The sequence below is a fragment of the Serratia sp. NA_112.1 genome (assembly GCF_052691715.1).
Genome location: NZ_JBQZFO010000003.1, coordinates 177,267 through 199,858, shown reverse-complemented (window position 1 = coordinate 199,858; position 22,592 = coordinate 177,267). Strand labels below are relative to the sequence as shown.

General features: G+C 51.1%; 24 protein-coding genes and 1 pseudogene. 19 read left to right on the top strand and 6 right to left on the bottom strand.

The window, feature by feature from the left end; genetic code table 11:
• The first annotated feature begins 387 nt into the window (after positions 1–387).
• The 3 genes from lolB (at position 388) to prs (ending at position 2,991) form a co-directional block, all read left to right on the top strand.
• Complete coding sequence (gene lolB, locus ACUTQ5_RS08715; RefSeq protein WP_445650922.1) at positions 388–1,011, top strand: lipoprotein insertase outer membrane protein LolB; 624 nt, start codon at positions 388–390, stop codon at positions 1,009–1,011.
• Entirely contained in the window at positions 1,008–1,874 is an 867-nt protein-coding gene (gene ispE / locus ACUTQ5_RS08710) for a 4-(cytidine 5'-diphospho)-2-C-methyl-D-erythritol kinase (protein WP_445650921.1), read from the top strand. Before lolB ends, ispE begins: the two co-directional genes overlap by 4 nt.
• 169 nt (positions 1,875–2,043) lie before the next feature.
• Positions 2,044–2,991 (top strand): ribose-phosphate diphosphokinase, encoded by a 948-nt coding sequence (prs, locus tag ACUTQ5_RS08705; RefSeq protein WP_012006410.1) that lies wholly within the window; start codon positions 2,044–2,046, stop codon positions 2,989–2,991.
• Positions 2,992–3,176: 185 nt separating this feature from the next.
• Here prs and ychH read toward each other — a convergent pair whose 3' ends face one another.
• Positions 3,177–3,455 carry a stress-induced protein YchH gene (gene ychH / locus ACUTQ5_RS08700; protein WP_445650920.1) on the bottom strand — a complete coding sequence of 93 codons (279 nt, stop codon included), beginning with the start codon at positions 3,453–3,455 and terminating at the stop codon, positions 3,177–3,179.
• A 313-nt stretch (positions 3,456–3,768) separates the two neighbouring features.
• On the opposite strand from ychH, the gene pth reads away from it, so the two are divergent.
• On the top strand, positions 3,769–4,359 hold the full coding sequence (gene pth, locus ACUTQ5_RS08695; RefSeq protein ID WP_445650919.1) for an aminoacyl-tRNA hydrolase: 591 nt from the start codon (positions 3,769–3,771) through the stop codon (positions 4,357–4,359).
• A 39-nt stretch (positions 4,360–4,398) separates the two neighbouring features.
• On the opposite strand, the gene ACUTQ5_RS08690 is transcribed toward pth, so the two are convergent.
• Entirely contained in the window at positions 4,399–5,928 is a 1,530-nt protein-coding gene (locus ACUTQ5_RS08690) for a SulP family inorganic anion transporter (RefSeq protein WP_445650918.1), read from the bottom strand.
• A gap of 329 nt (positions 5,929–6,257) precedes the next feature.
• On the opposite strand from ACUTQ5_RS08690, the gene ychF reads away from it, so the two are divergent.
• Both ychF and ACUTQ5_RS08680 read left to right on the top strand, forming a co-directional pair.
• A complete protein-coding gene (ychF, locus tag ACUTQ5_RS08685; RefSeq protein WP_445650917.1) occupies positions 6,258–7,349 on the top strand; it encodes a redox-regulated ATPase YchF in 1,092 nt (363 codons plus the stop codon).
• A gap of 124 nt (positions 7,350–7,473) precedes the next feature.
• Positions 7,474–8,010 carry a dihydrofolate reductase family protein gene (locus ACUTQ5_RS08680; RefSeq protein ID WP_445650916.1) on the top strand — a complete coding sequence of 179 codons (537 nt, stop codon included), beginning with the start codon at positions 7,474–7,476 and terminating at the stop codon, positions 8,008–8,010.
• A gap of 73 nt (positions 8,011–8,083) precedes the next feature.
• Here ACUTQ5_RS08680 and ACUTQ5_RS08675 read toward each other — a convergent pair whose 3' ends face one another.
• On the bottom strand, positions 8,084–8,143 hold the full coding sequence (locus ACUTQ5_RS08675; protein ID WP_445651146.1) for a hypothetical protein: 60 nt from the start codon (positions 8,141–8,143) through the stop codon (positions 8,084–8,086).
• A 144-nt stretch (positions 8,144–8,287) separates the two neighbouring features.
• On the opposite strand from ACUTQ5_RS08675, the pseudogene ACUTQ5_RS08670 reads away from it, so the two are divergent.
• Positions 8,288–8,653: pseudogene (locus ACUTQ5_RS08670) on the top strand (MGH1-like glycoside hydrolase domain-containing protein); the annotation flags it as partial.
• A 39-nt stretch (positions 8,654–8,692) separates the two neighbouring features.
• On the opposite strand, the gene ACUTQ5_RS08665 reads toward ACUTQ5_RS08670, so the two are convergent.
• The 3 genes from ACUTQ5_RS08665 to ACUTQ5_RS08655 all read right to left on the bottom strand — a co-directional run bounded on the left by ACUTQ5_RS08665 (position 8,693) and on the right by ACUTQ5_RS08655 (position 11,526).
• Complete coding sequence (locus ACUTQ5_RS08665) at positions 8,693–9,118, bottom strand: universal stress protein (RefSeq protein WP_445650915.1); 426 nt, start codon at positions 9,116–9,118, stop codon at positions 8,693–8,695.
• A gap of 155 nt (positions 9,119–9,273) precedes the next feature.
• On the bottom strand, positions 9,274–10,671 hold the full coding sequence (locus ACUTQ5_RS08660; protein ID WP_445650914.1) for a cytochrome-c peroxidase: 1,398 nt from the start codon (positions 10,669–10,671) through the stop codon (positions 9,274–9,276).
• A 336-nt stretch (positions 10,672–11,007) separates the two neighbouring features.
• Positions 11,008–11,526: a hypothetical protein gene (locus ACUTQ5_RS08655; RefSeq protein WP_445650913.1), complete on the bottom strand. Its 519-nt coding sequence runs from the start codon at positions 11,524–11,526 to the stop codon at positions 11,008–11,010.
• Positions 11,527–11,810: 284 nt separating this feature from the next.
• Here ACUTQ5_RS08655 and metQ point away from each other — a divergent pair, with 284 nt between their 5' ends.
• The 12 genes from metQ (at position 11,811) to ACUTQ5_RS08595 (ending at position 22,590) form a co-directional block, all read left to right on the top strand.
• Positions 11,811–12,620, top strand: a complete 810-nt coding sequence (gene metQ, locus ACUTQ5_RS08650; RefSeq protein WP_445650912.1) for a methionine ABC transporter substrate-binding lipoprotein MetQ — start codon at positions 11,811–11,813, stop codon at positions 12,618–12,620.
• A 191-nt stretch (positions 12,621–12,811) separates the two neighbouring features.
• Entirely contained in the window at positions 12,812–13,846 is a 1,035-nt protein-coding gene (locus ACUTQ5_RS08645; protein ID WP_445650911.1) for a TAXI family TRAP transporter solute-binding subunit, read from the top strand.
• Positions 13,847–13,855: 9 nt separating this feature from the next.
• The gene (locus ACUTQ5_RS08640; RefSeq protein WP_445650910.1) at positions 13,856–15,814 is read left to right on the top strand and encodes a TRAP transporter permease; all 1,959 of its coding nucleotides are present in this window, start codon (positions 13,856–13,858) and stop codon (positions 15,812–15,814) included.
• Complete coding sequence (locus tag ACUTQ5_RS08635) at positions 15,804–16,211, top strand: FadR/GntR family transcriptional regulator (protein ID WP_445650909.1); 408 nt, start codon at positions 15,804–15,806, stop codon at positions 16,209–16,211. The genes ACUTQ5_RS08640 and ACUTQ5_RS08635 overlap by 11 nt, the downstream gene beginning before the upstream one ends.
• Positions 16,212–16,213: 2 nt before the next feature.
• Positions 16,214–17,404, top strand: coding sequence for an L-2-hydroxyglutarate oxidase (gene lhgO / locus ACUTQ5_RS08630; RefSeq protein ID WP_445650908.1), 1,191 nt, complete (start codon positions 16,214–16,216; stop codon positions 17,402–17,404).
• Positions 17,405–18,001: 597 nt separating this feature from the next.
• A complete protein-coding gene (locus tag ACUTQ5_RS08625; RefSeq protein WP_445650907.1) occupies positions 18,002–18,616 on the top strand; it encodes a winged helix-turn-helix domain-containing protein in 615 nt (204 codons plus the stop codon).
• A gap of 201 nt (positions 18,617–18,817) precedes the next feature.
• The gene (locus ACUTQ5_RS08620) at positions 18,818–19,048 is read left to right on the top strand and encodes a Flp family type IVb pilin (protein WP_445650906.1); all 231 of its coding nucleotides are present in this window, start codon (positions 18,818–18,820) and stop codon (positions 19,046–19,048) included.
• Between the two features lie 120 nt (positions 19,049–19,168).
• Positions 19,169–19,384: a Flp family type IVb pilin gene (locus ACUTQ5_RS08615; protein ID WP_445650905.1), complete on the top strand. Its 216-nt coding sequence runs from the start codon at positions 19,169–19,171 to the stop codon at positions 19,382–19,384.
• A gap of 37 nt (positions 19,385–19,421) precedes the next feature.
• Positions 19,422–19,847, top strand: coding sequence for an A24 family peptidase (locus ACUTQ5_RS08610; protein ID WP_445650904.1), 426 nt, complete (start codon positions 19,422–19,424; stop codon positions 19,845–19,847).
• A 27-nt stretch (positions 19,848–19,874) separates the two neighbouring features.
• Positions 19,875–20,708: a pilus assembly protein CpaB gene (locus tag ACUTQ5_RS08605; protein ID WP_445650903.1), complete on the top strand. Its 834-nt coding sequence runs from the start codon at positions 19,875–19,877 to the stop codon at positions 20,706–20,708.
• Positions 20,709–20,737: 29 nt separating this feature from the next.
• Positions 20,738–22,102, top strand: coding sequence for a type II and III secretion system protein family protein (locus tag ACUTQ5_RS08600; protein ID WP_445650902.1), 1,365 nt, complete (start codon positions 20,738–20,740; stop codon positions 22,100–22,102).
• Entirely contained in the window at positions 22,099–22,590 is a 492-nt protein-coding gene (locus tag ACUTQ5_RS08595; RefSeq protein WP_445650901.1) for a hypothetical protein, read from the top strand. Before ACUTQ5_RS08600 ends, ACUTQ5_RS08595 begins: the two co-directional genes overlap by 4 nt.
• Positions 22,591–22,592: the final 2 nt, after the last annotated feature.

Below are 22,592 nucleotides of genomic sequence, written 5' to 3'. Positions count from 1 at the left end.
ACATGCTTCGCCTGCAGGTAAAAAAATGCCGAGCCCGCAAAACATAACAGCGAAATAACGATTCGAACTGCAAGCTTCATAATCTTCGGATCTCCCCACGGCGATAGACTCTTGCAATACTACAGAACGCAACATCAACTAAACACCAACGGCAGCAACACCCGGCCCCAGAGATATTATTGCGTCCAGAGCTCAGGTTGGAACGATTGTGTTAATCTTATCAGCGAAGACCGCACCTGGCCCCGTGCCCGAGAGCGGTGACAAAGCCGGGAAATTTCAACGCGATGCAGCAAAGAATTGACGAGCCGGCGTTGCCCCGCTAGCGTAAATACCGATACTCAGGTTTCGCTGTGCGTGCCCGCAAGGACAAAAGGACAAGAGAAAGTTATGCCAATCCGCAAAGTTAGTTTGCTCCGCCTGATTCCGCTGGCCAGCCTGGTGCTGGCTGCCTGTACTACCACCAAGCCGACCGGCCCGGCCACCAGCCCGACGTCGCCGCAGTGGCGTGCCCACGAACAAGCGGTACAACAGCTGAGTCAGTATCAGACCCGTGGTTCTTTCGCCTACCTGTCAGATCAGAAAAAAGTCTACGCCCGCTTCTTCTGGCAACAGTATTCGCCGGACCGTTATCGCCTGCTGCTGACCAACCCGCTTGGCAGTACCGAGCTTGACCTCAACGTACAGAAAAACGTAGTGCAGTTGACGGACAACCAGGGCAAACGCTATGTCAGCGACAATGCCGAAGAGATGATCCGCAAGCTGACCGGCATGGCCATTCCGCTGGACAACCTGCGCCAGTGGATGCTCGGCCTGCCGGGTGAAGCCGACGACTTCAAGCTCGATGACCAATATCGCCTGAACTCGCTGACCTACCAACAAGGCAGCCAGACCTGGACCGTGGATTACCAGGACTACAACAACAGCCTCAAGCCACAGTTGCCGAGCCGCCTGGAACTGAAACAGGGTGACCAACGCATCAAACTGAAAATGGACGATTGGACGCTTAAATGATTCGTCAATGGCCATCGCCAGCTAAACTCAATTTGTTTTTGTACATTACCGGCCAACGCGAAGATGGCTACCACCTGCTGCAGACGCTGTTCCAGTTTTTGGATTACGGCGACACACTGACCATCGACGTACGGCAGGATGACAGCATCCGTCTGCTGACCCCGGTGGCCGGCGTACCAGATGAGCAAAACCTGATCGTTCGCGCCGCCCGTCTGCTGCAACAGTATTGCGATCGTCACGGGCTGAATACCGTCCCGCGCGGTGCCGACATCAGCATCGATAAACGTCTGCCGATGGGTGGCGGACTGGGTGGCGGTTCCTCCAACGCAGCAACGGTGTTAGTAGCGTTGAATGACCTGTGGCGCTGCGGCTTGAGCGACGAGCAGTTGGCGGAACTGGGGCTGGCCCTCGGTGCCGATGTTCCGGTATTCGTTCGCGGCCAGGCCGCCTTTGCCGAGGGCATTGGTGAACGTTTGCAACCTGCCAATCCGCAGGAAAAGTGGTATCTGGTTGCCCACCCGGGTGTCAGCATCCCGACCCCGGTTATTTTTGGCGATGCCGATTTAAAAAGAGACACCCCGGTTCGCCCATTAAATGTGCTGTTGCAGGCAACTTACGCAAATGATTGCGAACCAATAGCAAGAAAACGTTTTCGCGAGGTTGAACAGCTTGTTTCTTGGCTGTTAGAATACGCGCCGTCACGCCTGACTGGCACAGGTGCATGTGTGTTCGCTGAATTCGACACAGAAACCGCCGCCCGTCAGGTGTTAAATCAAGCCCCGGGGTGGATACGTGGTTTTGTAGCGCGTGGCGTTAACGTCTCTCCACTACATCGCATTCGTTCCGGGCAGATTGAACCGTAGTTCTCGTTTCGCTGCGCAGAGTCGCTCACACCTGGCCCTGTCATCCCTGCGCCGCTGCGGTTTCAAATTTTTTTACACACCCGTATGATATTGCGCCGGCGTCGCTAACTGCCCCTTAGCGAGGCCGAATGACAATATCTTCTCTGGACGCATGCCTGAGGTTCTTCTCGTGCCTGATATGAAGCTTTTTGCTGGTAACGCCACCCCGGAACTAGCACAACGTATTGCCAACCGTTTGTACACCAGCCTTGGTGACGCCGCAGTAGGTCGTTTTAGCGACGGCGAAGTGAGCGTGCAAATCAACGAAAATGTACGCGGCGGTGATATTTTCATCATCCAGTCCACCTGTGCTCCTACCAACGATAACCTGATGGAACTGGTTGTTATGGTAGATGCCCTGCGTCGCGCCTCCGCAGGTCGTATTACTGCTGTTATCCCTTATTTCGGCTATGCCCGCCAGGATCGCCGCGTGCGTTCTGCTCGTGTGCCAATCACCGCCAAAGTTGTCGCCGACTTCCTCTCCAGCGTTGGGGTTGACCGCGTATTGACGGTAGATCTGCACGCTGAACAGATTCAGGGATTCTTCGATGTTCCTGTAGATAACGTGTTCGGTAGCCCGATCCTGCTCGAAGATATGCTGCAACAGAATCTGGAGAACCCAATCGTGGTTTCCCCGGACATCGGTGGCGTAGTGCGCGCCCGCGCTATCGCCAAACTGCTGAACGATACCGATATGGCTATCATCGATAAACGCCGCCCACGTGCGAACGTTTCCCAGGTGATGCACATCATTGGTGACGTGGCAGGCCGTGACTGCGTGCTGGTTGACGACATGATCGACACCGGTGGTACCTTGTGTAAAGCAGCTGAAGCCTTGAAAGAACGCGGTGCCAAGCGCGTATTTGCCTACGCGACCCACCCGATCTTCTCCGGTAATGCGGTGGAAAACATCAGGAACTCGGTGATTGATGAAGTGATCGTTTGCGACACCATTCCGTTGTCTGCAGAAATCAAGGCACTGAAAAACGTGCGTACTCTGACGCTGTCCGGCATGTTGGCTGAAGCCATCCGTCGTATCAGCAATGAAGAGTCAATTTCTGCGATGTTCGAGCATTAATCAGAATTCTTTTCGGTGCGGCGCCCTGCCGTACCGGATCGATTGATTGCCCGCTGGCAGAAAAAGAAAAACCCGTTGGTGCATCAGCAGCAACGGGTTTTCCAGGGGTAGTCAAACATGACCTTAGCCCTTAATGCGCGGCAGATCTCCTTTGCCGTAACACCTGTTCCCTTTTGTTTTTTTAATCAATGTGACGAGCGATGATTATCGTTTCGGCACCGTTTATCAAAATGTTTTATCCACCAGTAACGATCCGCCACTTGCTCACGCCCGCCAATACGCGCACCGGCCAGCCATAGCAACGCGCCGATGAAGATACTCATGATGGCACCATGGGCGAAAAACTGCGGTAAATTAAACTGCGATACTTCAGCAAGAATGTTGTATCCAACGCCGACGACCATCACTACCAGCCCCAGCCCCATAAAAAAGTTGCCCATTTTGTGCACGTTTCTACGTTTCATATGCCACCTCCATAGTGCCATTAGCCAACCGGGATAACTCAGTAAATGGTTAACCCACTTTGATAAGTTAAGTATAGACCCTGGCCCGACAAGGTGATTGCGTAGGCGATCATAAATAGTAAAGAAAGCATGACAAAACTTTACTTTAAGCAACTAATTAGTTAACAAATTGAATGATTCCGCTAATGAATCACTCACCGCGTTAAGGATCACAGTCCACCGATGTCATGCACGGCATCAGGATTTTGTCATTCGCCGCGCAGGCAGGTAGACTAATGCCCTTTCCATTATCCCGATCATAGCGAATCTCCCAGTGAGCAGTATTAAATTGATAGTCGGCCTGGCGAATCCGGGCGCTGAGTATGCCCAGACGCGACACAACGCCGGCGCCTGGTACGTCGATTTACTGGCCCAGCGCCATAACCAGCAGTTGAAAGAAGAGAGCAAATTCTACGGCTACACAGCCCGACTGAATTTGGCCGGTAATGACGTGCGGCTGCTGGTCCCCACCACCTTTATGAACCTCAGTGGCAAAGCCGTGCTGGCGATGGCCAATTTCTACCGCATCGAGCCGGACGAAATTCTGGTCGCGCACGACGAGCTGGATATTCCGCCCGGTGTTGCAAAAATCAAACTGGGTGGCGGCAACGGTGGGCACAACGGGCTGAAGGATATTCAGAGTAAGTTCGGCAATAACCCGAACTTCTATCGCTTGCGCATTGGCATTGGTCATCCAGGCGATAAAAACAAGGTGGTGGGTTTCGTGCTCGGCAAGCCACCGGCCAGCGAGCAAAAAATGATTGATGAAGCGATTGATGAAGCCGCGCGTTGCACGGAAATCCTGCTGACCGACGGCCTGGAAAAAACCGTTCGCCGCCTGCACAGCTTTAAGGCGCAGCCCTGATTGTGATGGCAGCGGGCATCGCGCCCGCTGCCGACCAGCTTAGGTTCTCAGCTTGAAGGTTTCCTCACCGACGTTGGCATCATCGGTCTGATAACCTTCTTCCGCCACGTAATATTGCGGATCGTCCAGTTCATGGCTGCAAAACGGACCGGCCTGCTTTAACAGACGCACGCAGTCGCCGCTCAGGTGGCGCAACCGAATGGTTTTTCCCGCTGCCAGATAACGTGCCGTCAGCTTATCAATCGCTTCTACTCCGCTGGAATCCATCACCCGGGTGCCGGCAAAATCCAGCACCACGTTTTGTGGATCGTTTTTCGGCTCGAACAGTTCGGCAAAGGCCGCGGTAGAACCAAAGAACAGCGGGCCGTCCAGTTGATACACCGCAACATCCCCTACCACCCGATGCTGACGCACGCGAATACGCGCCTGCTGCCAGGCAAACACCAGAGCCGAGATAATTACCCCGCTGATCACCGCCATTGCCAAATCGGTAAAAATAGTGATCAGCGTGACCAGCAGCATCACCAACGCATCGGCCTTCGGCATCCGACGCAGGCGGCGCAGCGAACTCCACTCAAAGGTGTTGTAACACACTACCAGCATCACCCCGGCCAGCGCCGCTACCGGCAACAGGCCGATGTAGCCTGACAGGCTGACCACAAACAGGATCAGCAATATCGCGCCAACGATGCCGGAAATACGTCCACGCCCACCCGAGGTGAAGTTGATAATCGACTGACCAATCATCGCGCAGCCCGCAAAGCAACCAAACAAGCCACAAATGGCGTTACCCGCGCCCTGAGCGATACTCTCACGGTTGCCGTTGCCCTTTTTGCCGCCCATTTCGTCAAGCACCGTCATGGTCAGCAGCGACTCAATCAACCCCACCAGGGCGATCACTACTGCATACGGCAGCACCACTTTCAGCATTTCCAGGCTGAACGGGGCCATAGGCAGGCTGAAATGCGGCAAGGCGCCGGAGATATCGGCCAGATCGCCGACCCGCAAGGTATGCAAGTTAAAGCCAATCGCCAGCGCGGAAACCACAATCAGGGCCGCCAACGAAGCCGGGATCACCCGGGTCAGTCGCGGAAACAGCACTACGACCAGGATCGCCAGCGCCACCAGCCCGTACATCAGCAGCCCCTGCCCGGCAATCATATGCAGCTGCGCCAGCATAATGACGATCGCCAAACCATTCACAAAGCCGTGGATCGCCGGCAGCGGCACCAGACGAATAAATTTACCCAGCCGGAAAACACCGATCAGGATTTGGATCACCCCAGCGAAAATCGTCGCCCATAACACATAGGCCATGCCGTGTTGCGCCGCCAGGCTCATCAAGACCACCACTATCGAACCTGCCGCACCCGACACCATGCCCGGTTTGCCGCCAAACAGGGCGGTCACCATACCGATAATAAAAGCCGTGTGTAGCCCGACGATCGGAGAAAGCCCGGCGACCAAAGAAAAACCGACCGCTTCGGGGATCATGGAAACTGCCACTACAAAGCCCGCCAGCACCTCGTTCTTGACGGTCGACAGCCTGAAATTGTTCAGGTTAAACATGGATTATTCACTTCTGACAGATAAAAAACCTTCCCGCAGAACGGGAAACAGAGCCGCATGGCGCGGTGAACCTCAGGAGGGGGCAACTCAGAGAGGACTGGGCAAGAAGTGCATCCGGCGCGTTTCCTGTAGGTTAATCAGAAGTGTCAGTATGTGTAAATGTGATCCAAATCTCAATCAAAAACCGGCTTTCGGCTGCATTTGCCCGCAGCACACAGCCAGATCGAGAAAAACAGCCATTACGTGTATAATGGCGCCATTATTTCGTCCTTTATGCAGTGGGTTAAACCTAACCGACTGATAGTTAAGATATTTAAGGTGATAACAACATGGGATTCAAATGCGGTATCGTCGGCCTGCCTAACGTAGGCAAATCCACCCTGTTCAACGCGTTGACCAAAGCGGGTATCGAAGCAGCCAACTTCCCGTTCTGCACCATTGAACCTAATACCGGTGTGGTGCCGATGCCCGATTCGCGTCTGGACCAGTTGGCCGAGATCGTCAAACCCCAACGCATCCTGCCAACCACCATGGAATTCGTCGACATCGCCGGCCTGGTGAAGGGCGCGTCCAAAGGCGAAGGCCTGGGTAACCAGTTTCTGACCAACATCCGTGAAACCGAAGCTATCGGCCACGTGGTGCGCTGCTTCGAGAACGACAACATCATCCACGTGAACAACAAGGTTGACCCGGCGGACGACATCGAAGTGATCAACACCGAGCTGGCACTGTCTGACCTGGACACCTGCGAGCGCGCTATCCACCGCGTACAGAAGAAAGCCAAAGGCGGCGATAAAGACGCAAAAGCCGAACTGGCCGCGTTGGAAAAATGCCTCCCGCAGTTGGAAAACGCCGGTATGCTGCGTGCACTGGATCTGACCGATGAAGACCGTGCAGCGATCCGCTACCTGAGCTTCCTGACGCTGAAGCCAACCATGTACATCGCCAACGTCAACGAAGACGGCTATGAGAACAACCCATACCTGGATAAAGTGCGCGAAATCGCTGCGGCCGAAGGCTCGGTAGTGGTTGCCGTGTGCGCTGCAGTTGAATCCGACATCGCCGAGCTGGAAGACGAAGACCGCGCCGAGTTTATGGCCGAGCTGGGTCTGGAAGAACCGGGGCTGAATCGCGTGATCCGCGCCGGTTACGAACTGCTGAACCTGCAGACCTACTTCACCGCTGGCGTAAAAGAAGTTCGCGCCTGGACCATCCCGGTTGGCTCTACCGCACCACAGGCCGCCGGCAAGATCCACACCGACTTCGAGAAAGGCTTTATCCGCGCGCAAACCATCGCTTTTGACGACTTCATCACCTACAAGGGTGAACAAGGCGCTAAAGAGGCAGGTAAAATGCGTTCAGAAGGTAAAGACTACATCGTCAAAGACGGCGACGTGATGAACTTCTTGTTCAACGTCTAAACCTCATCTTCTGCAGCAAACTCTAAAATCCACGCCAAGGCGTGGATTTTTTGTTTTAACGCGTGTTGCTGATTTTGCTGCCCTCCAGGACAATAATTTACAGCTTATAAAGAAGGAGCCTTCAATGGTCACGACACACGTTTTTATCGCTACCAGTCTGGATGGTTATATCGCGCGGCAAGATGGCGACATCGAGTGGCTATTGCAACGCGATGATCCGAGCGAAGACCATGGTTTCGACGCCTTTATCGCTGATAAAGACATGATCGTGATGGGCCGGGGGGCTTTTGAAAAAGTTCTCAGCTTTGATTCCTGGCCTTATGACCTTCCCGTCGTGGTACTGTCCAAACAGCTGGTCAATGGGCCGGTTCCCCTGCACCTGAAGGGTAAAGTACAATTCTCCGCCCTCACACCAAAGCACCTGATTGAACAATTGGATGAACAGAACATCCATCAGGTCTATCTCGATGGCGGACAACTGATACAGTCTTTCCTGCGTGAAAGACTGGTCACCGATATGGTAATCACCACGGTGCCAGTGCTACTCGGATCAGGAAGAGCGTTGTTCGGTGCTATGCCTCGAGATGCCGATTTCAAATTACTGTCCAGCCGAAGCTTCCCTTCCGGCCTGGTACAATCCCACTATTTGTTGACCCAATAAATCCCCCGAGCAGACATCCGGCCCCTGACGCGGGATGAGATCCAGGAGTCTGCGCTGAGGCTGTCGGATAATATCAGCGCCCCCGCAGCACCTTATCCACCAGCCCCCACTCCACCGCTTCGTCAGCACTCATAAAATGGAATCGGCTTCCGCCATCATAAATCACTGCCGCAGCAAACTATGGTGAACGGCCATCAGTTCACCGCCAAAGCCAATATCAAAGGTTCCCCCCCTACACCACCTGCTCACCGCCGCTGAAGTGCAGCAGGAACAGGATGACCTCCTGCGCCCATGGGATACCGGCTTTATTCCGGATTTGATCGCCTACAACTCCAACCCGGAATGCGGCGGCGACGGTAGCAACTGGAATGAACGCAATACCAAACCCAGCCTGGCGGCCTGGGCGATAATGGAGGTGTATAACACCACCGACGTGCCGGAATATGGCGCGACGCGGGATAAGGCGCACAATACGCCAGATGGCCGCATGCTGTTCACCGTTAAACGCGGGCAGCAGGAGAAAACGCTCGCCGGATTAAACAACTATCATCGGGTGGTTGCTTCCGGGCGCTATGACAGCATCAAAATGCCAGCCCAAGTGGCCGCCTCCTGGGAATCGGGCCGTGATGACGCCGCCGCCTTCCGCAACAAGCCCGATAAACTGGCAGAGGTTTCGCTCGGGCTAGGATTTAATCGGGATCACCAGTACGTCAACGTTCAACTGGTTGATCGCATGCTGGGTAGAGGAAAACAGTTTGTTCCACAGGTCATGGTGATGGCCGAAGATCACCAGATCGATGCTTTTATCCACCACCGCATTTTGCAATTGCTCGGTGAAATCACCGCGCCCTATAATCACCTCGTTGATCGGGTAATTCACGTTTTGGGTCAGCGGCTCCAGCTCTTTTTTGATCTTGTCTTCAAAAGAACCCCCATCGTAACTCTTCTCCGAGAAACCAATCGCGGCATGATAGGTATCGTAGTAAATATCCACGTAAATCAGGAAAAGTTTAGCCTGCAGCGCAGCGGCCAAGCGCGCGCCTTTTTCCACCAGCCGTTTGCCGTCATCACTCAGGTCGGTGGCGATAACAATATGTTGATAACACATAGCGCCTCCTGTCTTTGATTCAGTAGAGACCCCAACTTCTGCGATAACATTAGCGTTATAGCATTATGATTAATTTTAGTTCAGAAATGCGGCATTCGGACGGGGATATCAGGCTAAATGCCCCGTGACCGGGGCCTGATGAAAAGATATTGTTCTTATTCTGCATTCTGCCGGTACGGGGTATAGACCCCGTTCAGGCTTTCGAGGAAGGCAACAATATCGTCGACATCCTGCTGTGGCAGTTCGCTACCCACCTGATAGCGCAACATCAGTTTTACCGCCTGATCCAGCGTAGCGACATCACCACGATGAAAATAAGGCGCGGTCTGAGCCACATTGCGCAAGCCTGGCACCTTCTGGCGTAACCTGTCACGTACATCACTGGTGACGTTCATACGCCCAATATCTGCCGTGGTGATCTCGCCAAAATTAAAATCGCGCTTCAGCCCCAAAGGCTCAAAAGAACGGCCGCCTAATATGATCCCTGCATGGCAGGTGGCGCATTTGTTGTCTTTAAATAATTGATAGCCGCGTTTTTGCTGCATCGTCATGGCGTTCTCATCACCGCGCAGCCAATTATCGAAAGGTGCATTCGGGGTGATTAAGGTTTTTTCAAATTCAGCGATGGCATCGGTAATATTCTCGCCGCTGAGCCCTTGTGGATAGACCTCAGCAAAGTCGCGGGTCAGCTGCGGATCCTTATTGAGTTTATTGATGATTTCATCCCAGGACTTGGAGGCCATTTCTATCGGGTTTAATGGTGGTCCACCGGCCTGCACCTGTAGCGTCGGCGCACGGCCATCCCAGAATTGTTCGCTATTGAACACCGAGTTAAACACCGTTGGCGCGTTAATCGGTCCCACCGCGCCGCCGACTCCGATTGAGGTTTTTATTCCGTCGACCCCACCGGTATTCAAGGAATGGCAGTGAGCGCAGGAAAGAGTGTTATCCCCAGACAGACGCGGATCGTGAAAAAGCCGGAAACCCAATGCCACCTTTTGCCCATCAACCGGCAATGTTTTAGGGATCGGTTGAACCGGCTCATTACGATGGGATTCTGCGGTATCCGCACTGGCGTAATAGCGCGCGCGTTGCTGCGCTATCCAGGCAAGGAGAATTTCCCGTTCATCGGGCTTGATCTGTCCAGCCCAGTGCAAAGCCACATAGCGAGTGAGTGGCATGGTTTGGTGTTGCATCACCCACTCAATTTTATTCAGGTCGCTTTGTGCCTGCGGCCCGTCTTTAATCAGGGCGCTACGCACGGGCTCCAGGTTGAATGAGGAGTAACCCAGACGAATATCATATTCCATCAGCTGTTTGGCGATGGGGAAAGATGCGTAAAACGGAAGCGAAGCAGAGGAGGTATGGCAATAATCGCAGCCCTTTTCTCTCAACAACCCAAGCACCTGGTTATTCTTTTCCGAAGCGGAACGCAGTACCGAGCCATTCTGAATACGCTGGGTATCGTGATACCAGACATAGCCGCACAAACCTAAATAAACCAGCACAATCCCTGCGATGGAAATCGCCGCAATACGGGTGACCTTTTTCATGACTCTATCCTTATGAGACATTGCCGAACGAATAATTAATTGTCATCAAATAATATAAAACAGAGGCTGGATAATTATTTTGACGACAATCAATAAATACCACAACCATTACCTATAGATATAATATCATTGGCCTATCAATTAAACAGTGTAAACTTAGAGATAAATAGCCGAGCAATTTAAATCAGCAAGAATTAACCCCTAATTCATTCACTGAATTAATGATTATTTGAATTATTATTAAAATTTAAAACAAGCAGAAGGAAATATAATGTTTTTGCCTGGCAAGAATACTGTAGGCAGCGCTCGCACACAATAGCGAACGCCACCGGGGGGTCAACGCACGCGTTGCGCTTCAAACCAAACGTTGCACACCGATAGGATCAGCGTGTTGGCGTCTTTTTGCAGCACATTGTCTCCCGGCACGCCATCGGTGCCCTGATCGGTAATGCCTTTGATCTGCGTATCGGCATGCTGGATCATCACCCGTTCTACCGCCGGCGTGCTGATGCCCAGCATCGGGAAGTCGATATAAGAACTGCTGCCAGAATTGTCTTCGACAAACTCCTGCGCCTCGACCGTGCTGAGAGTGGCGCCTTCATTTTTCAACTCGGTGCCATTCCAACTGAAACCGTCGGCCTTGTAACTAATTTTGCCGCCGATCAGGCTTTTGGCCTGTTGCTCGTCCCAGCAACCGACGGTTTGCGTCGGCAAGATCTTGCTGACATGCCAGTTGCCCAGCAGCGTTTTAGGGATAGGTTCCACCACCGCATCCGCCGCCTGCACCTGAGCTGCAGATACACAAGTCAAAACCACCAATGGCAGCAGCGCCTTGCGCCAGATGTTAAATTGCATTTTATTTTCCTTTGACTATTCACGCCCCTGTCGGGCTTGCCGCCATCATAATAAGCGGGCGGAAGCTGCGTCAAAACAAACTGAATATCAGGGCACATATCGCCTGAGCGACTGCCCTTCTTTTACCCGTTTCCGGCAGCGCCACACGGCCTGATTTTGCTCATAGCAAATCGCTATTAATCATAGTTAATCCGTATTTTATTTTAGCCAGGCATTTATCTACAGTCACTGCCACTATTCAGCCTGCAATAACCAGCAGGCTATTTTGACAAGGACTCTGGGAAATGACATTGAAAAAACTCGCCGCCACGCTGGCAGTAACCGGCACCCTGCTGCTGACCGCCTGCGGGCCGACCGCACCAGACGCTCACCACATCAAGGTTGGTATCAGTGCCGGCATTGATCAGTCTTTGTGGGCGGTAGTACAAAAGGTCGCCAAACAAAAATACGATTTGGATGTGGAAGTGGTGACATTCACTGATTACGTACTGCCCAACGAAGCACTGAATAACGGCGATCTGGATATTAATGCCTTCCAGCATAAGCCTTATCTGGAAAAGCAGATTCAGGAGCGTCGCTACACACTGGTGGCGGTGGGCAACACCTTTGTTTACCCGATTGCCGGTTACTCGAAAAAGATCTCTTCCCTCAGCCAATTGCCCGACGGCGCACAGGTCGCAGTGCCTAACGACCCAACCAACCTTGGCCGTTCACTGCTGCTGTTGCAAAAACAGGGACTGATCGGGCTGAAGGACGGCGTCGGGCTGCTGCCGACCTCATTGGATATCGTCAGCAACCCGAAGAAGTTGAAAATCGTTGAGATTGAAGCGCCGCAGTTGCCGCGTGCGCTGGACGACAAACAAATCGCACTGGCGATTATCAACACCAACTACTCCAGCCAGATCGGTCTGACACCGGCCAGAGACGGGCTGTTTATCGAAGACAAAAACTCACCGTACGTCAATATATTCGCCAGTCGGGTGGATAACCAGAACAACGAAAACGTGAAAAACCTGGTCAAGGCCTACCAGACCGATGAGGTCGCCGCCAGCGCCGCAGAAATCTACAAGGGCGACGCGGTTAAAGGCTGGTAATTCGCACTTCACCCCGTGACAAGCGTCACGGGGTTTCTCCCTCCACTCCTCATGCCCTCGATATTTTCGCTCGTTTTTCACCCACCAAGATCACAAATCATGCAATGCCCGTTAGGTGAAAAAAGCTGCAATGTTGTATACAAATTTGCTTAAATGTTTTCTATTTGTTTCAAAAACCTTTGGTGAAAATAATGAAAAATAGAAAAATCAAACTGTTACTGATTGCGGGCACGATGGCTGCCGTCGCCGCACTGGCGGTAGCCGGAAAAGTGGAAAATGCCGACAAAACCTTCCTTTCAGTTGCTACCGCCTCCACCGGTGGTACTTACTACCCGATGGGCGTCGGACTGGCTAACGTCTGGAGCAACCGGTTAAAGCAAAACGGTATTCAGGTTAGCGGTCAATCCTCCGCCGGTTCGATCGAAAATATCGACCTGCTGCAAAAGGACGAGGCGCAATTGGCGATCCTGCAAAGCCTGATCGCCGTCGAGGCCTATGAAGGCGTCCGTAATTTTGAAAACCGTGCCTACAGCCACCTGCGTTCGATATCGATGTTGTGGCCCAACGTGGAACATTTTGTGATGCTGGAAAACAAGGTGAAAGACGGCACGCTGAACGATATCGCCGGCACCCGCTTCTCGGTAGGACCGCAGGCCAGCGGTACCGAGCAATCGACGCTGATCATTTTGCAGGGGGTTAACCTGAGCAAGAAGTCACTGACGGCGGAATATCTGGGTTACGGCGATACTGTGTCCGCCATGCGCGACGGTCGGCTCGACGGAGGTGCTTTGCCCGCCGGGGTACCGGCAGCGGCAGTCACCGACATGTATGCCAGCGGTGTGCCCTCACGCATTCTGGACGTGACCGATGAACAACTGGCCAGCATCAACGCTATCGCCAATTCCTGGTTCCGCTTTGATATCAAGGCCGATACCTATCCACGGCAGAGCAAAGCGGTGGCCACCATCGCCCAGCCCAATATTCTGGTAGCCCTGAATGGGCTGGATGAAAAGCTGGTATATGACCTGACAAAAACCCTGTTTGAAAACCTGCCGGAAGTGCATCAGGTGCACAGCGCCGCCAAATACATTTCGCTGGAGAACGCGCTGAAAGGGGTTTCGGTGCCACTGCACATCGGCGCCTACAAGTATTATCTGGAGGCCGGAGTCAGCGTGCCCGACTATCTGATCCCCCCGGAAGCGGCGACGCTGACCGCCAATCGCTAAGGAGGCCGTATGAACACCAACAACCTGTCACCACAAGATGCCAGCGAACTGGATAAGGAAGCCGGAGCCGGTAGCCGCCCGCTGAGCGGTATCTATTTGCAATTGGCCACCCTGCTGGCGATCGCCATTTCCGTCTATGCCATTTACTCCAACGCGCTTTCGAATACCCAGGAGTTCTACCGCAATACCACCTTCCTCAGCGGTATCTTGATCCTGGGCTTTATTTTGTTCCCGTTTTCACGCCGTTACGCCACCAGTAAGTTCAACCGCTGGGACTACCTGTTTATCATTCTGACGCTGGTCAGCTACGGCTATTTCTACGCCAGCTATCTGGATTTGCACGTAGTACGCAAAAGTATTCCCAACACCACCGACTATGTGATGGCGGTGATCGGCATTGGCGTGCTGTTTGAGGCCGCACGCCGCACCACCGGCTACTTCATCCCCGGTCTGGCGACCTTCGCCATGGTTTATGCCTTGTTCGGGCAATATTTTATGGGTATTTTCGGCCACGGCGGTTTTTCGTTCGAACGCCTGCTGTACCGGCTGTTTATGACCAGTGAAGGGATCTTCGGCATCACCCTTTCCACCGCATCCACCGCCATCGTGGTATTTATCCTGTTTGGCGCATTTCTCAGCGTCAGCGGTGCAACCGCATTGTTTAACGATCTGGCACTGGCGATAGCGGGTCGCCGTCGTGGTGGCCCTGCGCAGGTGGCGGTGATCTCTTCGGCGCTGACTGGCTCCCTGAGCGGCAGTGCGGTAGCCAACGTCGCCACCACCGGCACCTTCACCATTCCGCTGATGAAAAGCATTGGGTTGTCGGCACGCTTCGCCGGTGCGGTTGAAGCCACCGCCTCAACCGGCGGCATGATCATGCCACCGATTATGGGCGCGGCGGCCTTTATCATGGCCGGCTTCCTCGGCATTTCTTACACCACCATTGTGATTGCCGCCATCATCCCGGCACTGCTGTACTACGCGGCGCTGATTATTGCCATCGATCTGGAGGCCAAAAAGCAGGGTCTGAAAGGCATCAGCAAAGAAAACATCCCTCAAGTGAAGGCGGTGCTGAAAGCGCGTGGGCTGCTGTTGCTGCCGCTGATCATTGTTATCGGTACCCTGTTATTGGGTAAAACACCGATCTACGCCGGGTTCCTCGGCATTATTTCGATCATCGTCGCCAGTTGGTTAGCCCCAGATACTTCGGTGCGCATGACGCCGAAGAAAATCGCCGAAGCACTCAATGATGCCGCACGCGGCTCCATCCAGGTGACGGTGGCCTGCGCCGCTATCGGGGTGATTATCTGTGTCGTGACCATGACCGGCATCGGTTCAACGTTGGCATTCAATATTGTCGCCATGACCAACAACACCTTGTGGATGATCCTGCTGGTGGTGATGCTGGTGTGTATTGTGCTGAGCATGGGCCTGCCCTCAACCGCACTGTATATCGTAGTAGCCGTCACCGTTTCCCCGATCCTGATCAAGGCCGGTGTGATGCCGCTGGCGGCACACTTCTTTGTGTTCTGGTTTGGTGCCCTGTCCAACATCACCCCGCCGGTCGCACTGGCCAGCTACACCGCCGCCAGCATTGCCCGCGCCGATCCGATGCAAACCTCCTGGGACGCGGTACGGCTGGCATTACCGGGCTTTATCATCCCGTTTATTCTGGTCTACAACCCGATGCTGTTGATGCAGGGTGACGATCTCAACACGTTGTCGGTGATCCATATGGTGATCAGTGCGCTGGTAGGGATTTATGCACTGTCGATCGCCAGCGCCAATTTCTGGATGATGAAAACCCACTGGCTGGAGCGGATACTGTTCACCGTAGCGGCTATCCTGCTGATTAAACCGGGCCTGCTGACCGATCTGGGCGGTGCGGCTCTGATTATTACCGCAGCATCGGTACATCTGTTGCGTTTCAGACGAAACACTGCGCAGGGGGCGCTGGATGGTCAATAAAGTCACGCGTCAGAAAGCCTCACATCAGGTGCTGGCGCAGTTGAAAGCAGGCATCAGCGACGGTACCTTCCCGGTCGGGGAAAAGCTACCGTCGGAAAATACGCTGGCGGAGGCATTTGGCGTCAGCCGGGTGCCTGTGCGTGAAGCACTCGGCATACTGGAGGTCAGCGGTATTATCTCTTCGCGTCAGGGCGGCGGCCACCGGGTGGAACAGCACTCGCTGCGGAGCAAATACCAGCCATTGGTGATGGAAGTTGCTGACCCCAATGAGGTCGAGTCTCTGCTGGAAATGCGCGAGGTGATTGAGCAACAGGCAGCGTGCATGGCCGCCATGCAGAGCCATCTCAGCAACGTACGCGGCAAGCTGCGCCGCCTGGATAATGAGGAGTTAGGGTAACCATGCATGACGTGATCATTATTGGTGCCGGTCTGGTCGGGCTGGGCGTTGCCAATGCGCTACAAGAAGCCAACCCGTTACAACGCATTCTGATACTGGAAAAAGAGAGCGGCCCGGCAGCACATCAAAGTGGCCATAACAGCAACGTAGTGCATTCCGGCATTTACTATGCCCCCGGCAGCCTGAAGGCGCGGCTGGCAAAACAGGGCAACCAAAGCATGTTCGCCTTTTGTCGCGAACACCGCCTTTATCACGACCAATGTGGCAAGGTGATTGTCGCCACCCAGTTGAAAGAACTGGCTTTACTGGAAAACATCTACCAACGCGGGCTGCAAAACGGCCTGGCGGTCAGCCGACTGTCGCAGGCGCAGCTCAGGGAGCGCGAACCGCACGTCAACGGGCTTGAAGCACTGTTGATACCGGACGCTGGTATCGTCAATTACAGCCAGGTGGCGGCAAAGCTGGCGGAGATCATTAGCCAACGCGGCGGCGAGATCCACTATGGGCAACAGGTCGAAAGCATCAGTGAAAGTAGTAGCGATGTCAGTGTTCGTACCCAACATGCGCAGTATCAGGCCAAATGGCTGGTTAACTGTGCCGGCCTGTTCAGTGACCGCATCGCCGCCCTGGCCGGTTACCAAACCGGGATGAAGATTGTGCCGTTCCGTGGGGAATATTACGTGCTCAACCAAGAGAAAAACCACCTGGTGAATCACCTTATCTACCCTGTACCCAACCCGGATTTTCCGTTCCTCGGCGTGCATTTCACCCGCATGTATAACGGCAAGCGCGACGTTGGTCCTAATGCGGTGCTGGCATTCAAACGCGAAGGTTATCGCAAATGTGACTTCAGCCTGCGGGATCTGAGCGAAGTACTCAGCTATCGCGGGTTCTGGAAAATTGCCGGCAACTACTTGGGTGAGGGTTTGGCAGAAGTCCGTCGTTCTTTGTCGCGGCAACGTTTTACCGACAATGCGCGCCGATTGATCCCCGATTTGCAACAGGAAGATATTCAGCCCGGCCCAGCTGGCGTTCGTGCTCAGGCACTGACCATCGACGGCAAACTGGTGGATGATTTTCATTTTGTGAAGGGCCGCCGCTCGTTGCATGTCTGCAATGCGCCTTCCCCGGCGGCAACCGCCTCGCTGGAGATAGGCCGTGAGATCGTGCGGCAGCATCTTGCTGCACTCTGAGCGTCATTAGCTCATGTTTGCCGAATACAATGAGTTACGTTGAAATAACCCTGACTCATATTTATAAATTTTCTCTTATCTCTTAATCCCCGAAATTCGTATTGGGGATTTTAATCCCAGCGTAAAAAACATTAAGTCAATCACATTCCAATATCAAAACATCTATTTTTTACAAAACACGCACAAAGAGAAAATTCATAATAAAACTTATCTCACCAATCCTCACAGAATATTATTTTTAAATTACCCCTCACATAATACCTCACCAAACCCCGTCTAATCACAGTCGCCACCCCTCTCACATAAAAAACCCATGTGCATGTTTTTAAAGTTAATTATTTTCATACATAACATATAACCGCACTGGGGAAATAGCTTCTAGCCTCCATAAACCACACTTAGAACCATCAAATGAGTTATGAGAATTAATGAGTTATAAATATACTTTGTTGCACGTATCATAATGAAATTCAAATAACCACAGCAAAGAATTAAAAAACACAAAAAAGTACTAGAGGTTGACTTGATGAACAATAAGATTCTAATATGCAATCAAATCAAATGATAACTAATGCTTGCTAGTAATGGAGTCTCCACATGGATTGTATGGATCAAGAAAACCAAATGTTCACCCTCGATCAAGGAGTGCAATTTATACCTGCAAAGCGTTGCCTGGTGGCTACTGGGGGAAAGGTCATAGAGTTATCTGAAAACAGTTATCGGTTTTTACTTCTTTTATTAAAGGGTGAAACCGACAAACAAAATTTGATCAACCAAGTTTGGTCTGAACAAAGAGGATCGGTAAGTGAAAGTAGCTATTACGGACAACTTTACCTATTACGAAAAGCATTTAGTTTGGCCGGCCTCCCCAACACGCTGATCAAGACGATACCAAGAAAGGGGGTAAAGTACGTTGGTTATGTTGCCTGTGGTGAGTTTCTTGAGCCCGCCCCTCAAAGAATAGCGATTCGAATTGAAGACCATGATGTCAAAAACAATACCTCTTTAGAGGGGTCGTTTCAAAAAAAGCAGGAACACGGTAGCCATAACTCATCGTTGTCTGAAATTATTGAACCGCAAGGCCTTAGAAAAGCCATGGGGGAATGGTATCACTCACGTAGCTGGAATATATTTGTTTCAGTATTATCAGTATTAGCTGTTTGTTGGTTAACAACCCTATTTGTGGTCTTTTTTATTCTTTGGAAAAGATAGTGAGAGTAAACAATGAATAATAACGACTCTAATGAAGACTCTTAAACTCTAATAGCGTTAAATAGCCCTCGTCAACACAGTGATGCTGGTTAATCTATTTTTACCAGTTTACTCACAAGTTTCATCGTTGATACTTTCTATTTAATAACGTTAATTTATACCGAAGGGTATGGCAATGCTTCGGGTTTACAAGGAATAAATATGAATAACTGCATCACTAAAATTTACGCATCAACTCAACTACGCATTAAAAATTTTGTTAACGACCAGCTTGGTGTCACTGCAATCGAATATGCATTGATTGGGGTCGCGATGGCAACTTTATTAGCCTTTATCTTTGGCGATCAAAATTCGGGTTTCTTGGGAGCACTGAATGAGACATTCCAGGCTATTACTGCGGCAATAAAAAGCGTCACCATTTCCAAATCGTAAAGATAAAAAAGTTTTGTTAATGACATAACTAAATTCGCTAGTGAAGACCATTGTTATCCGGTCTTCACTAGCGGAGTGGCTATAAAAATTATTTTTTAATTAACATTGCCAGAGAAAACCATGTTAACACTTGCCATATTTTATAAATATAATTTCTTTCACTTTTTAAGTTCGCAAAAAGGAGTTACGACACTTGAATATGCAATGATTGCCGTCGCAATAGCCATCCTGCTGACCATCGTACTGGGAGATCAAAACTCAGGTTTATTAGGTGCATTAAATGATGCATTCAAACAGATAGTAGCAACGATAAAAATGATAGCGGTTGAATATTGAAATACATTTTCACTGATTACGACAGGGAAGCTAAATCATGGACGTGTTACTGGCAATAAACTCGTATATAGTTACGATACTGTTGTTGATCATCGGATGGCAAGATGTTACCTCTCGCCTGATCCGCAATCGCAACCTGGCTTTCTTGATCCTGGCCCTGTGCCCAATGGTTTTTTTGTCGGGCGCACAACCTAATCTTATTCTTTCAGCCGCCGTGTTACTGATCGGCTTTCCACTGTTTCTTGCCAAGGTTCTGGGGGCTGGAGATGTCAAGCTGATAGCCACTCTGGCGTTGGCCTGTACCACAGACGTTTTTTATTCATTTTTGTTACTTACCGCCTTACTAGGTGGTTTTTTAGCATTAATCGGCCTGTTTTTTTTCCATAAAAACACCAAAGAGCATGGTATTCCCTATGGGGTCGCCATATCGCTGGCTTTCATTTTTTCCTACCACATAGTTTAGGACTTTTAAAAAGAAGGGAATCACCACATGAATAACAGAGTTATTTTTTTTATTTCAATTGTTGTTATTGGCGTCGGCATAACCGGAATTTTTCTACAAAATCGCCAGCCAAACAATGAGATACAAAAAGAAAAAAATGTAGAGAGCGAACATACAATCCTAATCGCACAAGCGCTAAGAGATTTGAAACCCTACGATATAATCAACCCAAGTGATTATAAAGTCATCTCCGTTAGCGCACCAAAAGATATCAATGACCCTCGCGATATCACATCAGTTCCTGACAGCAGTATTCGTGGATACTTGGTGAGAAATAATATCGGCAAAGACGACTATTTATCATTAAGTATGTTAGAAGCGCCTTCCAGCCCTGACTTTGCCAAGCACAGTTTAAGAGCGGATGAGATGCCCTATTCACTCCCAATCAGTAACAGTGATGATTATTTACTTTCATCAACTTTCACCGGGGATAAAGTCTCTCTTTATATCAGAGTGACCGAGGTCGATAAGACTAAAAAAAATAATATCGGATTAGTTCCTGAAGGCAGTGTCAGTGCAGACAAAGAATTAAAAAAATTTGTTGTCAGTAGAATATTTAAAGAGATAACCGTATTAGAAAGTAAACGTTTCAAGGTGGATAAGAGCAATGATCAACCCCAATATGGCCGTGAAAATACACCTATTGGCGTAATAGTTATCCGACTTAATCAAAAGCAGTTGGCCGAACTAAGAGTAATTGAAAAAGCAGGCGAAATATTTATTTTCCCGGAAGGGGGGGACTCAAAAGCAATAAAGAAATTAAGAATGGATGATGTGCTGCCTCAGTTCCGCTCGGTCAAAGAACTGAGAGGCGGCAAGTGATATTTAAATATTTACTACAGGGAATGAAGATGAATAAGGCTTTTTACCGAAGTATTGCTGGTGCACTTTGTGGCCTGGCCACCCTATTAGCTCATGCAAGTGAAACTTATCTGGCTCCCGGAGATTCCAGAGTCATTCAGGTACAGGGAAACATCGATACCGTCTTTATTTCTGCACAAAATATCGCCGATTATGAACTGATTGGCGATAAAAGCCTTGTGGCTTACGCCAAGGAAGAAGGCCGTACAGATTTAATTGCCTTCGATAAAAACGGTGATCAGGTGTTAAAAACCACTCTGGTAGTGGACTCGGTATTAAGCAGCGTACATAACCGCATTAACCAGGAATTCCCAGACAGTAATGTGACTATCCAGAAAATGGGCAAAACCTACATTATTTCCGGCACGGCACCGACCGAAGAAGCCAAAGATCGCATCTATCAGGTGGTGGGTGAAGGAATTGGTGCCGAGGCGGTAATCAATAAAAAACAGGTCACGGATGTGAGCGGCAATAGCGGTGGCAGCAGCAGTTCGGGTAATAACGACAGCTCTGAAATGGATCAGGTGCTCTATCGAAGTGTGATCAATAAATTAGAGCTACCCATCACCAATCAGGTCAACGTCAAACTGTCGGTAGTCGAGGTTTCACGGGCCTTTACCGATAACGTCGGTATCGATTGGGGCACCATCAGCGGTTCAGCAGGGAACATCACCCCTGGCATGTTCCGCTTTGTAAAATTTAACGCCGACTCTCTCAGTACCCTGGTTCATGCGATCAGTAATGAGTCTGTGGCGCGCGTCCTGGCAGAGCCGAACCTCTCGGTATTGTCGGGCGAAACCGCCGAGTTTCTGGTGGGCGGTGAAGTTCCGGTAGTGACTACCTCCAATAATGGCACCAACGTGCAGTACAAAGAGTTTGGCATCAAATTGAACATCGGCGCCAAAGTCAGCAGCAGTAAAAAAATCCGCGTTTCCCTCGGCGAAGAGGTCAGCAACGTAGATAAAACTTATAGCACTGATGCCGGTAACTCCTTCCCCGCTTTCCAGACCCGGCGTGCAAAAACCACCGTGGAATTAGCCGATGGCGAAAGCTTTCTGCTTGGTGGTCTGATCAGCAATAACGAACGTGAAGCGCTCGCCAAAATCCCCTTTATCGGCGATGTGCCTATTTTGGGTGCGTTATTCCGTAATGCTTCAAGTCAACGTACCCGTGGTGAGTTGATAGTCGTCGCCACGGTAAATCTGGTGAAACCCGTCGCCCCGAGAGAAGTCGTGGTGCCTGACTTCAATCGCACTTCAACCTGGGCCAGATTCCTGAACTTCGACGGCATCAGCGATCGTCGAGATAAGCAACGTGCGCAAGAGTTCATTGAACAGGGAGGATTTATCAAATGATCAGTTTCAAACCTTTGTGGTGGTTGGTGGTGCTGGTGCTGCCTTTTTATCTCTTTGCCAACTCAACTCCCCTCCCAGCGGGGAACTCACCGTTAGGTATAGAACAATTCAATATCGACTCAACAGATGTCATCGCACGCGAGGTCATGGTGGGGAAAATTATGGCCCGAATTTCCCGCGATTTTAACGGAAATATCAAACTGACCTGGACCAATGACCGCTTTGCCGAAAGCGCTAAATTGCTGCGCAATGCGTTGATCGAACAAGGTGTCGCCCCCCACCGCATCTTGTTGGATCGCGACGCCGGTGGATATCGGGCCCGTGGGAGCAGTGGCATACAAATAACGGTGCAGCGCGTCATTCTACGGCTACCGGAATGCGACGATAAAAACCAGAACTATCACTTTGATACTCACGCCACACTGGGTTGTGCGGTGAATAACACCCGTAGCATCTCCCTGGTTAGCCCGTTTCAATATTATTTCTAAGG